Raw genomic sequence first — 15480 nt, 5'->3', positions numbered from 1 at the left:
GAGACAGGGTCTAAAATCAACACTCAGCAGTTATTACTTAGTGATTGTAGCAACAACGCCAGCGCCTACAGTACGTCCACCCTCACGGATAGAGAACTTAGTTCCTTCTTCAAGTGCGATAGGAGAGATTAGAGAAACGATCATTTCGATGTTATCTCCAGGCATAACCATTTCTACACCTTCAGGAAGGTTACAAACACCAGTTACATCAGTTGTACGGAAGTAGAACTGTGGACGGTAGTTTGTGAAGAATGGAGTGTGACGTCCACCCTCTTCTTTTGAAAGAACATAAACTTCAGCTTTGAACTCAGTGTGTGGAGTGATTGTGCCTGGTTTAGCCAATACTTGTCCACGCTGTACGTCGTCACGAGAAACTCCGCGAAGAAGTGCACCAATGTTGTCGCCAGCTTCAGCATAGTCAAGCAATTTACGGAACATTTCTACACCTGTTACAGTAGTAGATTTTGGTTCTTCAGTAAGACCAATGATATCAACGTTATCACCGATTTTGATCTGTCCGCGTTCAACGCGTCCAGTAGCAACCGTACCACGGCCAGTGATTGAGAATACATCCTCAACAGGCATCATGAATGGCTTGTCAGTGTCACGTGGTGGAGTTGGGATATAGCTATCAACTGCATCCATCAATTCAACGATTTTTTCTTCCCATTCTGCTTCGCCTTCAAGAGCTTTAAGAGCAGAACCTTTGATGACAGGAATGTCATCGCCAGGGAAGTCATATTCAGATAGAAGATCGCGCACTTCCATTTCAACTAATTCAAGAAGTTCTTCGTCATCTACCATATCGCATTTGTTCATGAATACTACTAGGTAAGGAACACCAACTTGACGTGAAAGAAGAATGTGCTCACGAGTTTGTGGCATTGGGCCGTCAGCAGCAGATACTACTAAGATTCCGCCGTCCATTTGAGCAGCACCAGTGATCATGTTTTTAACATAATCGGCGTGTCCAGGGCAATCTACGTGTGCATAGTGGCGTGATTCAGTTTCATACTCAACGTGTGAAGTATTGATTGTGATACCGCGCTCTTTTTCTTCAGGTGCGTTGTCGATTTGAGCGTAAGAACGAGCTTCCCCGCCTGATTTTTTAGCAAGAACTGTAGCGATTGCTGCAGTTAAAGTTGTTTTACCATGGTCAACGTGACCAATTGTACCAATATTCGCGTGCGTTTTAGAACGATCAAATTTAGCTTTTCCCATTAGAAAAATCCTCCTCAAAATGTAAGTGAATGTTTGTTTGAAGTGCCGGAATAATAGGGCCCTATTATTCCGTGCATACAAACTATTTATACTTTATTAAAGATCAAAATTCAATTATTGACCTTTATTTTTTTTGATAATTTCTTCAGAAATTGATTTCGGTACTTCTTCATAGTGATCGAAGTGCATTGAGAACACACCACGGCCTTGCGTGTTTGAACGCAATGAAGTCGCATAACCGAACATTTCTGCAAGAGGTACCATAGCACGAACAACTTGCGCGTTTCCGCGAGCGTCCATACCTTCTACACGGCCTCGGCGTGACGTAATGTCACCCATGATATCTCCAAGGTATTCCTCAGGGATAACAACCTCGACGCGCATAATTGGCTCAAGAAGAACCGGTCGTACTTTCGAAATTGCATTTTTAAGTGCCATAGAAGCAGCAACTTTAAATGCCATCTCATTCGAGTCAACATCATGGTAAGATCCGTCGAACAAACGAGCTTTGATATCGATCAATGGATATCCGGCAATAACACCGTTGTCTAGAGAGTCGCGTAGACCCGCTTCAACTGCTGGGATGTATTCACGTGGAACAACACCACCAACGATACCATTTTCAAATTCAAAACCTGCTCCTTCTTCGTTTGGAGAGAACTCGATCCAAACGTGTCCGAACTGTCCGCGTCCACCAGATTGGCGTACGAATTTACCTTCAACTTTAGCAGATTCACGGAATGTCTCACGGTAAGATACCTGAGGAGCACCCACGTTAGCTTCTACGTTGAACTCACGGCGCATACGGTCAACTAAGATATCAAGGTGAAGTTCACCCATACCCGCGATGATTGTTTGGCCAGTTTCCTGGTCAGTGTGCGCACGGAAAGTTGGATCTTCTTCTTGCAATTTCGCAAGGGCTTGACCCATTTTGTCTTGATCCGCTTTTGATTTAGGTTCCACAGAAAGTGAGATAACAGGTTCTGGGAATACCATGCGTTCAAGGATAACCTGATGTTTCTCGTCGCTTAAAGTATCACCAGTCGATGTATCTTTAAGTCCGATAGCAGCAGCAATATCTCCACAATATACTTCAGCGATTTCTTCACGGGAGTTTGCGTGCATTTGGAGGATACGTCCTACGCGCTCACGCTTGCCTTTAGAAGAGTTCTGAACATATGAACCGGATTTAAGAGTTCCAGAATACACACGGAAGAAAGTCAACTTCCCAACATATGGATCTGTCATTACTTTAAACGCAAGCGCTGAGAATGGCTCGTCTTCGCTAGGTTTACGCAATACCTCTTCATCCGAATCTGGAAGAACGCCAGTCATTGGCGGTACATCCAATGGAGATGGTAGGTAATCAATTACTGCATCAAGCATTAATTGAACCCCTTTATTTTTAAATGCAGTTCCGCAAACCACTGGATAAAACTCAACGTCTAGTGTTCCTTTACGGATACCAGCTTTAAGTTCTTCTGTAGTGATCTCTTCCCCACCTAGGTATTTTTCCATCAAGTCTTCATCAAGCTCAGCAACAGCTTCCACTAATTTAGTGTGCCACTCTTCAGCAAGCTCTTTATACTCTTCAGGAATCTCACCTTCTGTAATTTCAGTTCCCAAATCGTTTGCATAGAAGCGTGTGTTCATTTCAACAAGGTCAATAATTGCTGAAAACTCATCTTCTGCGCCGATTGGCAATTGGATCGGGTGAGCATTAGCTTGTAGGCGATCATGCAAAGTGCCTACAGAATAAAGGAAATCAGCACCGATTTTATCCATTTTGTTGATGAATACGATACGTGGAACGCCGTATGTTGTAGCTTGACGCCAAACTGTTTCAGTCTGAGGCTCTACACCTGATTGAGCATCAAGAACAGTAACAGCACCATCAAGTACGCGCAATGAACGTTCAACTTCAACAGTGAAGTCTACGTGTCCTGGAGTATCGATAATGTTAACACGGTGGTTTTTCCATGAAGCAGTTGTAGCAGCAGATGTGATTGTAATTCCACGTTCCTGCTCTTGCTCCATCCAGTCCATTTGAGAAGCACCTTCATGCGTTTCACCAATTTTGTGGATTCTACCAGTGTAGTATAAAATACGCTCCGTAGTAGTCGTTTTACCAGCATCAATGTGTGCCATGATCCCGATATTACGTGTTTTGTCTAAGGAGAACTCTCTAGCCATGTTGTTTTTCTCCTTCCGTTTCGGATTAAGATGTTAAGAACATCTCGAAAGAAATTACCAGCGATAGTGAGCAAACGCTTTGTTTGCTTCCGCCATTTTATGAATATCTTCACGTTTTTTAACAGCTGCTCCAGTGTTGTTGGCAGCATCTAAAATTTCATTAGCCAAACGCTCTTCCATTGTTTTCTCTCCACGAAGACGTGAATAGTTTACAAGGTAGCGAAGACCTAGAGTTGTACGGCGTTCAGGACGAACTTCAACCGGTACCTGATAGTTTGCACCACCAACACGGCGAGCGCGTACTTCAAGAACTGGCATAACGTTAGTCAATGCTTGTTCGTATACTTCAATTGGATCTTTACCGCTGCGCTCTTTAACTAACTCAAACGCTCCGTATAGAATCTTTTGTGAAGTACCTCTTTTTCCGTCAACCATCATTTTATTAATTAAGCGTGTCACCAATTTCGAGTTATAAATTGGATCTGGTAACACGTCACGTTTAGCTACAGGACCTTTACGAGGCATGTATGTTCCTCCTTTCAACGAAATCTCTTCGTTAAGTTAATTTATTATTTTTTTACTTTAGGACGTTTAGTTCCGTATTTAGAACGGCTTTGCATACGGCCGTTTACTCCAGCTGTATCAAGTGCTCCACGTACGATATGGTAACGCACACCCGGTAAATCTTTTACGCGTCCGCCGCGAAGAAGAACTACACTGTGCTCTTGAAGGTTGTGGCCTTCTCCAGGGATGTAAGCATTAACCTCGATTTGGTTAGTCAACCGTACACGAGCATATTTACGCAATGCCGAGTTTGGTTTTTTTGGTGTCATCGTACCAACACGAGTACATACTCCACGTTTTTGCGGTGATGTCACGTTAGTTTGAGACTTTTTAAAGCTGTTGTACCCTTTGTTTAGCGCTGGTGAACCTGATTTCGTGCTCTTTGGTTTACGAGGCTTGTTAACTAATTGGTTAATTGTAGGCATCGATTTTTTCCTCCTCTCAAAAGGTGTTCTAATACCACATATCCAGGTGGTTCATTTTTGGGTAAAAAACAAAGTCTTTGTGTTTTACACAAAAACTGTTATCCAGTAATAGCCACAGCAGCTGCACCGACATTAATGCCATATGCTTTGCCAAGCTTCAATCGTGAATCTGCAAACTCGATCCGAATACCTTTTTCTAAGGCTAGTTGGATAATCTGTTTGGTCATTCGATCGTCCGCGTCTTTTGCCACTATTATCTCTTGGACAATGCCGCTTTTTAATGCTTTTACTGTCTGCTTTGTACCGATGATTATTTCATTCGCCTGTTTTACTTTTTCATTAGACATTTGCATATCCTCCAAAGTGTCAGACCGTTAACCATCAACCCTCAACATATTATCATTCTATGACAATACTGTCAACTGAATTCTTAAAAAATCCCGGGGAGACTGTTAGTAGCTCCCCGGAATCCAAAAATCTCTTTTATGATTCTGTACCGACAATTTCCTGCTTCGCTGCTTTTTCGCTTTGAGCAATCTTAATTTGACGGTAACGCTGCATTCCTGTTCCGGCTGGAACAAGTTTACCGATAATGACGTTCTCTTTCAATCCTAGAAGCTCATCACGTTTTCCTTTGATCGCTGCATCCGTTAAGACGCGAGTCGTTTCCTGGAATGATGCGGCTGATAGGAATGATTCTGTTTCAAGTGAAGCTTTCGTAATCCCTAGAATGACAGGACGGCTTGTTGCTGGCAAGTTGCCTTCCAGCACTGCTTTAACGTTGGCTTCAGTAAATTGGTGAATATCCAAAAGTGAACCTGGAAGCAATTCAGTGTCGCCGGCTTCAATGACACGGACTTTACGGAACATTTGACGAACCATAACTTCTACGTGCTTATCGCCGATTTCTACCCCTTGCATACGGTATACTTTCTGAACTTCTTTCAATAGATATACCTGAACAGCTTGAACATCTTTTACTTGAAGCAATTGTTTCGGATCGATTGAACCATCCGTCAATACTTCGCCGCGAACGATGGCATCATCAACTTGAACCTTGATGCGCGCATTGTACGGAGCTAGATATTTACGTGTTTCAACTTCTCCTTGAATCGTTACTTCTTTCTGGCCTTCGCGAATTTCATCAATTTCAGTAACTGTACCTGTAATTTCAGAAATAACGGCCTGGCCTTTCGGATTACGCGATTCAAATATTTCCTGGATACGCGGAAGACCTTGAGTAATATCGTCTCCTGCAACCCCGCCCGTATGGAATGTACGCATCGTAAGCTGAGTTCCTGGTTCACCGATTGATTGAGCCGCAATAATACCTACTGCTTCGCCCACTTCAACTTCGTCTCCAGTTGCCAAGTTCGTACCGTAGCATTTCTTACAAACGCCGTGTTTTGTATTACATGTAAACGCAGAACGAATTGTTACTTCTTTGATGCCCGCTTCAAGAATAAGGCGGGTCAAATCTTGTGTAATCAATTCATCTTTCGCTACAATTATTTCTTTTGTTTCCGGATGGCGGATTGTTTTCTTAGCATGACGGCCAACGATACGCTCATCAAGCTCTTCAATCACTTCTGTGCCTTCCATCAACGCCCCTACCAGCAGGCCTCTGTCAGTGCCACAGTCATTTTCACGGACAATTGCATCTTGTGCAACATCTACGAGACGACGAGTCAAGTAACCAGAATCGGCTGTTTTAAGTGCTGTATCGGCAAGGCCTTTACGAGCACCGTGAGTAGAGATGAAGTATTCAAGTACGGTCAATCCTTCACGGAAAGAAGATTTAATCGGAAGTTCAATAATGCGCCCAGCCGGGTTGGCCATGAGTCCGCGCATACCAGCAAGCTGTGTAAAGTTGGATGCATTACCACGCGCTCCGGAATCACTCATCATAAAGATTGGATTCAAGTTATCAAGAGATGCCATCAGTTTGCTCTGAATGATATCTTTTGCACTGCTCCAATATGAAATGACGCGTGCATATCGCTCTTCTTCTGTAATCAATCCGCGACGGAATTGCTGCATAACTTTGTCTACGTTTGCTTGTGCATCGACCAGAATCTCTCCCTTGTCCGGAAGAACTACGATATCCGCCACACCAACAGTGATGCCGGCTTGTGTCGAATATTTGAATCCAAGGCTCTTCATGCGATCAAGCATTTTAGAAGTTTCCGTAATATGGAAACGTTTGAATACTTCCGCAATGATTTCCCCAAGAATTTTCTTCTTGAACGGTGTCACAAGTTCAGCTTCTTCGATATGCTTGCGAATATCAGTCGTTGTAGCAACGAAATATTTCGCTGGTGTTTCCACCTGCAGATTGTAATCAGTTGGTTCATTGATATACGGGAATGACTTCGGCAGAATTTCATTGAAAATAATTTTACCGACTGTTGTCAATAAAAGCATTTTGTTTTGTTCTTCTGTGAACGTCGGGTTATTGACGGCTCCAGCTTGAATTGCAATACGAGTATGCAAGTGCACATGGCCTGTTTGATAAGCGATCATGACTTCTTCAGGTCCTGAGAAAGTAGCGCCTTCTCCTGTAGCACCTTTGCGCTCAAGTGTTAAGTAATAGTTTCCTAGAACCATATCCTGAGATGGTGTTACAACAGGTTTTCCGTCTTTTGGATTCAAAATGTTTTGAGCTGCAAGCATCAATAATCTTGCTTCTGCTTGCGCTTCGGATGATAAAGGTACGTGAACAGCCATTTGGTCACCATCGAAATCGGCATTGTATGCAGTACATACAAGCGGATGAAGACGGATCGCTTTACCTTCAACTAGTGTCGGTTCAAATGCCTGGATACCCAGTCTGTGAAGTGTCGGTGCTCGGTTCAATAGAACCGGGTGCTCCTTAATGACATCTTCCAGTACATCCCAAACTTCAGAATGAAGGCGTTCGATTTTGCGTTTTGCGCTCTTGATGTTGTGGGCCAATCCACGTTCAACCAATTCTTTCATGACGAACGGCTTGAACAATTCGATAGCCATACCTTTCGGCAAACCACATTGATACATTTTCAGGTTAGGTCCAACTACGATAACGGAACGGCCTGAGTAATCAACTCGTTTACCAAGAAGGTTCTGACGGAAACGTCCTTGTTTCCCTTTCAGCATATGAGAAAGAGATTTCAATGGACGGTTACCAGGTCCTGTGACCGGACGGCCGCGACGGCCGTTATCGATCAACGCATCAACAGCTTCTTGAAGCATGCGTTTTTCGTTCTGTACGATAATGCTTGGTGCGCCAAGGTCCAACAGACGTTTCAGGCGGTTGTTCCGGTTGATTACGCGGCGATAAAGATCATTTAAATCGGAAGTCGCAAAGCGGCCGCCATCTAATTGAACCATCGGGCGAAGTTCAGGTGGAATAACAGGAAGAACGTCAAGGATCATCCAATCAGGATTGTTTCCTGAATTACGGAATGACTCAACCACTTCAAGGCGTTTGATCGCACGAGTGCGGCGTTGGCCTTGAGCTGTTTTCAACTCTTCTTTTAGGGAATCCGTTTCGCGCTCAAGGTCGATTTCCTGCAATAGGCGTTTGATTGCTTCAGCACCCATGGCAGCTTGGAATTTCTTGCCAAACTTATCACGGTACGCACGGTATTCTTTTTCAGAAAGAAGCTGTTTCTTTTCAAGCGGTGTATCTGCAGGATCGATTACTACATAAGAAGCAAAGTAAATCACTTCTTCAAGTGAGCGTGGAGACATATCCAGGATAAGTCCCATACGGCTCGGAATTCCTTTGAAATACCAGATGTGCGAAACAGGAGCTGCTAATTCAATATGCCCCATGCGTTCGCGGCGAACTTTAGAACGCGTGACTTCAACGCCACAGCGATCGCAGACAACGCCTTTATAACGGACACGCTTGTACTTACCACAATGGCATTCCCAGTCTTTTGTAGGACCGAAAATACGTTCACAGAACAAACCATCTTTTTCAGGTTTCAGTGTACGGTAATTGATTGTTTCTGGCTTTTTGACTTCTCCATAAGACCATGAGCGAATTTTATCGGGTGACGCTAATCCGATTTTCATATACTCAAAATTATTAACATCTATCAAGGAGCCTACCTCCCTTTTGTCTCGAGTTTCTGTACGGCTCTTCCTCGGTAATGGCTAAGTGAATAAATGGAGAACGGCCGATTAAAGCCGTTCGAATCCAATAGTTATCAATCAATTGTTCCGACCGGTGCTTCTGCATCTGCAATCGGCAGGATATTCAATGAATCAGCGGGCTGAAGATCTTCTTCTTCATCCAAATCGCGCAATTCAATTTCTTCATCGTCAATCGTTAACATCTTAACGTCCATACCTAAACTTTGAAGCTCCTTGATCAAAACTTTAAATGATTCCGGCACACTTGGCTCCGGTACACTTTCACCTTTGACAATTGCTTCATAGGTTTTCACGCGTCCGACTACATCATCCGACTTCACCGTTAGGATCTCTTGTAATGTATGTGCAGCACCGTATGCTTCAAGTGCCCATACTTCCATCTCACCAAAACGCTGTCCGCCGAATTGTGCTTTACCACCCAATGGCTGTTGTGTAACCAATGAGTAAGGTCCAGTTGAACGGGCGTGCAATTTATCATCGACCATGTGGGCAAGTTTGATCATGTACATGATTCCTACTGACACACGGTTATCGAATGCTTCACCAGAACGGCCGTCATAAAGAATCGTTTTACCATCGCGTGGCATACCTGACTCTTCCATAGTTTCCAGAACATCTTCTTCATTCGCTCCATCAAATACTGATGAGGCCATATGAATTCCAAGTGAACGGGAAGCCATTCCAAGATGCAGCTCAAGTACCTGACCGATATTCATACGGGATGGTACACCAAGTGGGTTCAACATGATGTCAACCGGTGTGCCGTCTGGCATGAATGGCATATCTTCTTCAGGCAAAATTCTTGAGATAACACCTTTGTTTCCGTGGCGTCCAGCCATTTTATCGCCGACAGAAATTTTACGTTTTTGAACGATATATGCACGCACCAGCTGGTTTACACCCGGTGGCAGTTCGTCTCCATCTTCACGGTTGAAGATTTTAACGTCCAATACAATACCGCCAGCACCGTGAGGCACCCGCAATGAAGTATCGCGCACTTCACGTGCTTTTTCGCCGAAAATTGCATGAAGCAGACGTTCTTCAGCAGTCAATTCCGTAACACCTTTAGGAGTTACTTTACCAACTAGAATATCTCCATCTTTTACTTCAGCACCCACGCGGATAATTCCTCGGTCGTCCAAGTTACGCAATGCGTCTTCCCCAACGTTCGGGATATCGCGCGTAATTTCTTCCGGCCCAAGTTTCGTATCGCGTGAATCGGATTCGTACTCTTCGATATGAACAGAAGTGTAGACGTCGTCTTTCACTAAGCGTTCACTCATAATGATCGCATCTTCATAGTTAAAGCCATCCCAAGTCATGAAGGCAACCAATACGTTTCTTCCTAATGCCATCTCTCCACGTTCCATTGAAGGTCCGTCAGCTAAGATGTCACGTCTCGAAACACGGTCTCCGACTTTAACGATAGGGCGCTGGTTATAACTCGTTCCTTGGTTGGAACGGACGAATTTTTGCAATCTGTATGTGTCAAGGTCGCCTCTGACTTCATTGCCATCCACAACTTCAATGCGGCGGACTGAAATTTCTTTAGCTTCCACATATTCCACAATACCATCATTTTTTGATACTACAGCTGCACCAGAATCGCGTGCTGCCAAGTGCTCCATCCCAGTTCCTACAAAAGGTGCTTCAGGATTTAACAATGGAACCGCTTGACGCTGCATGTTCGCTCCCATTAATGCTCGGTTGGAGTCATCGTTTTCTAGGAACGGAATACAAGCTGTTGCTACAGAAACAACTTGCTTCGGAGAAACATCCATATAGTCGATGCTGCCACGTTTATACACAGTGTTTTCACCGCGGAAACGTGCAACTACGCCTTCTTCGACAAATGAACCATCGTCATTCAGCTTCGAATTGGCCTGAGCCACTACATAGTTATCTTCTTCATCAGCAGTCAAGTAATCAATATGCTCTGTAACTACGCCTGACTCACCATCAACGCGGCGATAAGGAGTTTCAATGAAACCAAACTTATTCACTTTCGCAAATGTTGAGAGCGTATTGATCAAGCCAATGTTCGGGCCCTCAGGCGTTTCAATTGGACACATACGGCCGTAGTGGGAATAGTGAACGTCACGAACTTCAAAGCCTGCGCGTTCACGCGTTAAACCACCGGGCCCAAGCGCCGATAGACGGCGTTTGTGCGTCAATTCAGCTAATGGATTGGTTTGATCCATAAACTGGGAAAGCTGAGAGCTGCCGAAGAATTCTTTAATCGATGCAATAACCGGACGGATATTGATCAATTGCTGAGGAACAATTGCCTGTGTATCATTGATGGACATCCGCTCACGAACCACACGCTCCATACGAGATAAACCGATACGGAATTGGTTTTGAAGCAGTTCACCCACTGAACGCAGACGACGGTTACCAAGATGATCAATATCATCCGTGTTTCCGACACCGTAAAGAAGGTTAAAGAAGCAACTAATAGAAGAAATAATATCAGCCGGTGTTACATGTTTGATTTTATCTTCTATATAAGCATTGCTAATAACCGTAATTTCTTTTTGGTCTTCATTGTTTGGCGCGTAGATTTTGATCGATTGCAAGGTAACTTCACCTTCCAAGACACCACCTACTTGGGAAACAGTATGGAAACCAACTCCGTTTTCCAGGTTTGGAATCAAGCGATCAAGTACACGGCGGTCAATCAATGTGCCAGCTTCAACTAGAATTTCGCCCGTTTCAGGATCTGCCAATGTTTCAGCGATCGTCTGATTGAAAAGACGGTTCTTGATGTGAAGCTTTTTGTTCATTTTATAACGGCCGACATTTGCCAGGTCATAGCGTTTTGGGTCGAAGAAACGTGAATACAATAAGCTCTTCGCGCTTTCAACTGTTGGCGGCTCACCAGGGCGCAGGCGTTCGTAGATTTCAAGAAGCGCTTTTTCTGTGCTCTCTGTGTTATCTTTTTCAAGCGTATTTTGAAGGAATTCGTTGTCTCCAAGCAAATCGATGATTTCCTGGTCAGACCCGAAACCAAGCGCTCTCAAAAGAACCGTTACCGGCAATTTACGCGTGCGGTCAATCCTGACGTACACTACATCTTTCGCATCTGTTTCATATTCCAGCCATGCTCCACGGTTTGGAATAACAGTTGCTCCGAAGCCTTTTTTACCATTTTTATCTGTCTTGTCATGGAAATAAACACTTGGCGAACGAACCAATTGAGAAACGATGACGCGTTCTGCGCCGTTGATGACGAAAGTACCCGTTTCTGTCATTAATGGGAAATCTCCCATGAAGACATCCTGTTCTTTCACTTCATCTGTTTCTTTGTTGTGCAGACGTACTTTAACGCGCAATGGTGCCGCATAAGTTACGTCACGCTCTTTCGATTCATCGACTGGATACTTCGGTTCCGCGAGACTGTAATCAACAAACTCGAGTGATAGATTTCCTGTGAAATCTTCAATCGGCGAGATATCCCGGAACATTTCACGAAGTCCTTCTTCAAGGAACCACTCATAAGATGACGATTGAATTTCAATCAAGTTCGGAAGATCCAGCACTTCACTGATTCTCGAAAAACTTCTGCGTTGACGATGTTGACCGTACTGAACTAGTTGACCTACCAACTTATTCACCCCTCAATAAAACGATTATAGGTCTTTGCGATTTCCACAATATAGTGTATGATATCGAAAAGACAAAAAGAAAACGAGACTAAAAATCAGCCCATTTTCGGTTTACACGTGATTTGCTCTGTCGCCATGCCAAGCCCGAAAAAGGGCAAACGACCTCAAAATAATAAATTTTGCATTTCATTATAATAACACAGCCGTTTTGTCAAGTCAAACTTTTCTGGCCTCAAAAATAAAGTAACCTTTCTTCTTATCGACCACTCTGACTTCTCCGAAAAGCTCTTCCAGTTTCACTTGCGTTGAAGGAGCACCCTGCTTTTTCTGAATAACCACCCACAACGATCCGCCATCCGCTAACTTTTCAGCAGCTTCTTCATAAAAACGAAAAATGGTTTCTTTGCCTGCCCTGATCGGCGGGTTTGTTAAAATTGCAGAAAAATCGGTTGCTTCAACAGCGCCCAAGCCATCACTTTCGTAAATCTGGACATTCGTGACATTATTTTTTTCAACGTTCGTTTTTGCCAGTTCAATGGCTCGTGTATTAACGTCGACCATATGCACTTGATTTCGAGGAAATACTTTTGCAACCGCCATTCCGATGGGGCCGTAGCCGCAGCCAACATCCAGCACCGGTCCATCTATCTCAGCCCGTTCGAATGTCTCAATCAATAAACGCGAACCAAAATCGACTTCACTTTTGCTAAAAACGCCTGTATCGGTCTGGAAGCGAAACTTCTCCCCCCGCAACACGTCTGTCCATTCTCGAGGATTGCTTTTTGTTTGAGGATTTTTAGAATAATAATGTTGAGACATATAAAGTCCTCCTTGCGTTCACCTTATTGCGGGCAAGCTGCCCGTTATGCAAATGAAATTAAAAAGAAGAAAAGCCCGTCGGTATACACTGACGAGCTTTCCTTTCATTTTGATAAAGTCATTAAATTACTTAACTTCTACTCCAGCGCCAACTTCTTCAAGTTTGCCTTTGATTTCTTCGGCTTCTTCTTTAGTAGCGCCTTCTTTGATTGCTTTAGGAGCTTCGTCTACAAGAGCTTTCGCTTCTTTAAGACCAAGACCAGTTACTTCACGTACTGCTTTGATTACTTTGATTTTTGAATCGCCAGCAGAAGTAAGGATTACGTCGAATTCTGTTTGCTCTTCTTCAACAGCAGCGCCGCCGCCAGCAGCAGCAACAGGAGCAGCAGCAGTTACGCCGAACTCTTCTTCGATTGCTTTTACTAGGTCGTTCAATTGAAGAACTGTCATTTCTTTGATTGCGTCTAAGATTTGTTCTTGTGTCATTATAGTTTCCTCCTATTGATAGGTAATATTTTTTGTCGTGCTAGCCGGCTAACTTATTAAGCGCCTTGTTCTTCTTTTTGATCTGCAACTGCTTTTGTTGTAGCTGCAAAGTTGCGGATTGGAGCTTGTAGTACGCTGAGTAGCATAGAAAGCAAACCTTCGCGTGATGGAAGTTCTGCCAATGCTTTTACATCTTCAGCAGATGCAACAGCACCTTCGATGATACCCGCTTTGATTTCAAGCGCATCGTTTGTTTTAGCGAAAGTATTGATGATTCTCGCTGGTGCAACTACATCTTCGTTAGAAAATGCAATGGCGTTTGGTCCTGTAAAGTGTTCGTTGATCGCTTCAAGTCCGTGCATTTCTGTCGCACGGCGAGTCATTGAGTTTTTGTAAACTTTAAACTCAACGCCTGCTTCACGAAGCTGTTTACGAAGTTCTGTTAATTGTGCAACGTTCAATCCACGGTAGTCAACAACTACAACCGAAGCTGCAGCGCCGAACTTATCAGCGATTGTTTGCACGACAACTTTTTTCGTTTCAACTGCTTTGCTCATTTTGGCACCTCCTATAGATTTTTCATTTATACCGTCCATAAGAAAAGCCTCTGGTCCATTACAGACACAGAGGCATAAAATCAGCATCAAAAAGATGTTTACTGAATTCATCATGTCCTCGGCAGGGATAAATTAAGCGGCTTGCGCCCCTGCTGTCTGCGGTACAAATGGGTATTTCACAACTCCGCTAGTATAGCAGAGCAGAAATACGATGTCAATATCTTATTTAGCAACTACTTTAGATGGATCTACTTTAACAGCAGGCCCCATTGTAGTAGTAACGTTTAATGATTTGATGTACGTACCTTTAGCAGAAGCTGGCTTCGCTTTTTGTACTACGTCATAGATTGCTTCCAAGTTTTCAGCAAGTTTGCTGTCATCAAAAGAAACTTTCCCGATTGGCGCATGGATGATACCTGTTTTGTCTGCACGGTATTCCACTTTACCAGCTTTGATTTCCTGAACAGCTTTCGTTACATCAAATGTAACTGTGCCTGTTTTCGGGTTAGGCATTAAGCCTTTTGGCCCTAAAACGCGTCCAAGTTTACCAACTTCACCCATCATGTCAGGAGTTGCAACGATCACGTCGAAGTCAAACCATCCTTGTTGGATTTTTTGGATATATTCAGCGTCGCCTACGAAATCTGCGCCAGCTGCTTCAGCTTCTTTTAGTTTTTCGCCTTTAGCGAAAACCAAAACGCTTTGAGTTTTACCAGTTCCGTTTGGAAGTACTACTGCCCCACGGATTTGCTGATCGTTCTTACGCGTGTCGATTCCTAGACGGAAAGCCACTTCTACTGTAGCGTCAAAGTTCACTGTGCTTGCTTTTTTCGCAAGTTCGATTGCTTCTTTAGCTTCGTATTGTTTTGAACGGTCGATCAATTTTACTGCATCTTGCAGCTTTTTGCCTGTTTTAGCCATTTTAAACGTCCTCCTTGTTGTGGTATAACGGAATGAACCTCCCACGATTAAAGGCTGCGCGGCTCATGATGAACTGCGCAACCCATCCAAAAACAACTGCTAGAATTAGTCTTCGATTGTAATGCCCATACTGCGAGCAGTACCTTCAACCATCAACATTGCAGCTTCTACTGAAGCAGCATTTAGATCTGGCATTTTAGTTTCTGCGATTTCGCGAACTTTGTCGCGTTTCACAGTCGCTACTTTATTGCGGTTCGGTTCGCCTGAACCTGATTCAATACCGGCTGCTACTTTTAATAGAACAGCTGCGGGTGGAGTTTTCGTAATGAATGTAAATGAACGATCTTCAAATACTGAAATCTCAACTGGAATGATCAGTCCTGCTTGATCTGCCGTACGCGCGTTGAACTCTTTACAGAAGCCCATGATGTTAACACCTGCTTGACCCAATGCTGGACCAACCGGTGGCGCTGGATTAGCTTTTGCTGCAGGAATCTGCAATTTTACAACTTTTACAACTTTTTTAGCCACGAAACACACCTC

At 43.7% G+C, this 15480-nt stretch carries 12 protein-coding genes and 1 other annotated feature; all 12 genes read right to left on the bottom strand.

Features of this window, described 5'->3' with window-relative positions; genetic code table 11:
* Nucleotides 1-33: 33 nt before the first annotated feature.
* The 12 genes from tuf to rplK all read right to left on the bottom strand — a co-directional run bounded on the left by tuf (nt 34) and on the right by rplK (nt 15468).
* Nucleotides 34-1221, bottom strand: a complete 1188-nt coding sequence (tuf, locus tag QOZ98_RS18270; RefSeq protein WP_142830522.1) for an elongation factor Tu — start codon at nt 1219-1221, stop codon at nt 34-36.
* 114 nt (nt 1222-1335) lie between these two features.
* Nucleotides 1336-3414: an elongation factor G gene (fusA, locus tag QOZ98_RS18265; protein ID WP_142830520.1), complete on the bottom strand. Its 2079-nt coding sequence runs from the start codon at nt 3412-3414 to the stop codon at nt 1336-1338.
* A 54-nt stretch (nt 3415-3468) separates the two neighbouring features.
* Nucleotides 3469-3939, bottom strand: coding sequence for a 30S ribosomal protein S7 (gene rpsG, locus QOZ98_RS18260; protein WP_008432480.1), 471 nt, complete (start codon nt 3937-3939; stop codon nt 3469-3471).
* 44 nt (nt 3940-3983) lie between these two features.
* The gene (gene rpsL / locus QOZ98_RS18255) at nt 3984-4403 is read right to left on the bottom strand and encodes a 30S ribosomal protein S12 (protein WP_142830518.1); all 420 of its coding nucleotides are present in this window, start codon (nt 4401-4403) and stop codon (nt 3984-3986) included.
* A 98-nt stretch (nt 4404-4501) separates the two neighbouring features.
* Entirely contained in the window at nt 4502-4750 is a 249-nt protein-coding gene (locus QOZ98_RS18250) for a ribosomal L7Ae/L30e/S12e/Gadd45 family protein (protein ID WP_308788696.1), read from the bottom strand.
* 136 nt (nt 4751-4886) lie between these two features.
* Nucleotides 4887-8492, bottom strand: a complete 3606-nt coding sequence (rpoC, locus tag QOZ98_RS18245) for a DNA-directed RNA polymerase subunit beta' (protein ID WP_308788695.1) — start codon at nt 8490-8492, stop codon at nt 4887-4889.
* 107 nt (nt 8493-8599) lie between these two features.
* Entirely contained in the window at nt 8600-12154 is a 3555-nt protein-coding gene (rpoB, locus tag QOZ98_RS18240) for a DNA-directed RNA polymerase subunit beta (protein WP_308788694.1), read from the bottom strand.
* Between the two features lie 216 nt (nt 12155-12370).
* Nucleotides 12371-12973: a class I SAM-dependent methyltransferase gene (locus tag QOZ98_RS18235; protein WP_308788693.1), complete on the bottom strand. Its 603-nt coding sequence runs from the start codon at nt 12971-12973 to the stop codon at nt 12371-12373.
* 126 nt (nt 12974-13099) lie between these two features.
* Complete coding sequence (rplL, locus tag QOZ98_RS18230) at nt 13100-13459, bottom strand: 50S ribosomal protein L7/L12 (RefSeq protein ID WP_308788692.1); 360 nt, start codon at nt 13457-13459, stop codon at nt 13100-13102.
* 56 nt (nt 13460-13515) lie between these two features.
* Nucleotides 13516-14016 (bottom strand): 50S ribosomal protein L10, encoded by a 501-nt coding sequence (gene rplJ, locus QOZ98_RS18225; protein WP_142830505.1) that lies wholly within the window; start codon nt 14014-14016, stop codon nt 13516-13518.
* A gap of 31 nt (nt 14017-14047) precedes the next feature.
* Nucleotides 14048-14196, bottom strand: a sequence feature (ribosomal protein L10 leader region).
* A 42-nt stretch (nt 14197-14238) separates the two neighbouring features.
* Complete coding sequence (gene rplA, locus QOZ98_RS18220; protein WP_308788691.1) at nt 14239-14937, bottom strand: 50S ribosomal protein L1; 699 nt, start codon at nt 14935-14937, stop codon at nt 14239-14241.
* 105 nt (nt 14938-15042) lie between these two features.
* Nucleotides 15043-15468, bottom strand: a complete 426-nt coding sequence (gene rplK / locus QOZ98_RS18215) for a 50S ribosomal protein L11 (RefSeq protein ID WP_006828906.1) — start codon at nt 15466-15468, stop codon at nt 15043-15045.
* Nucleotides 15469-15480: the final 12 nt, after the last annotated feature.

Origin of the sequence: Planomicrobium stackebrandtii (assembly GCF_030814955.1) — a bacterium.
Lineage (GTDB): Bacteria > Bacillota > Bacilli > Bacillales_A > Planococcaceae > Planococcus > Planococcus stackebrandtii.
Note: the sequence above shows the minus strand (reverse complement) of the source record. Positions and strands in the feature narration are given on the sequence as shown.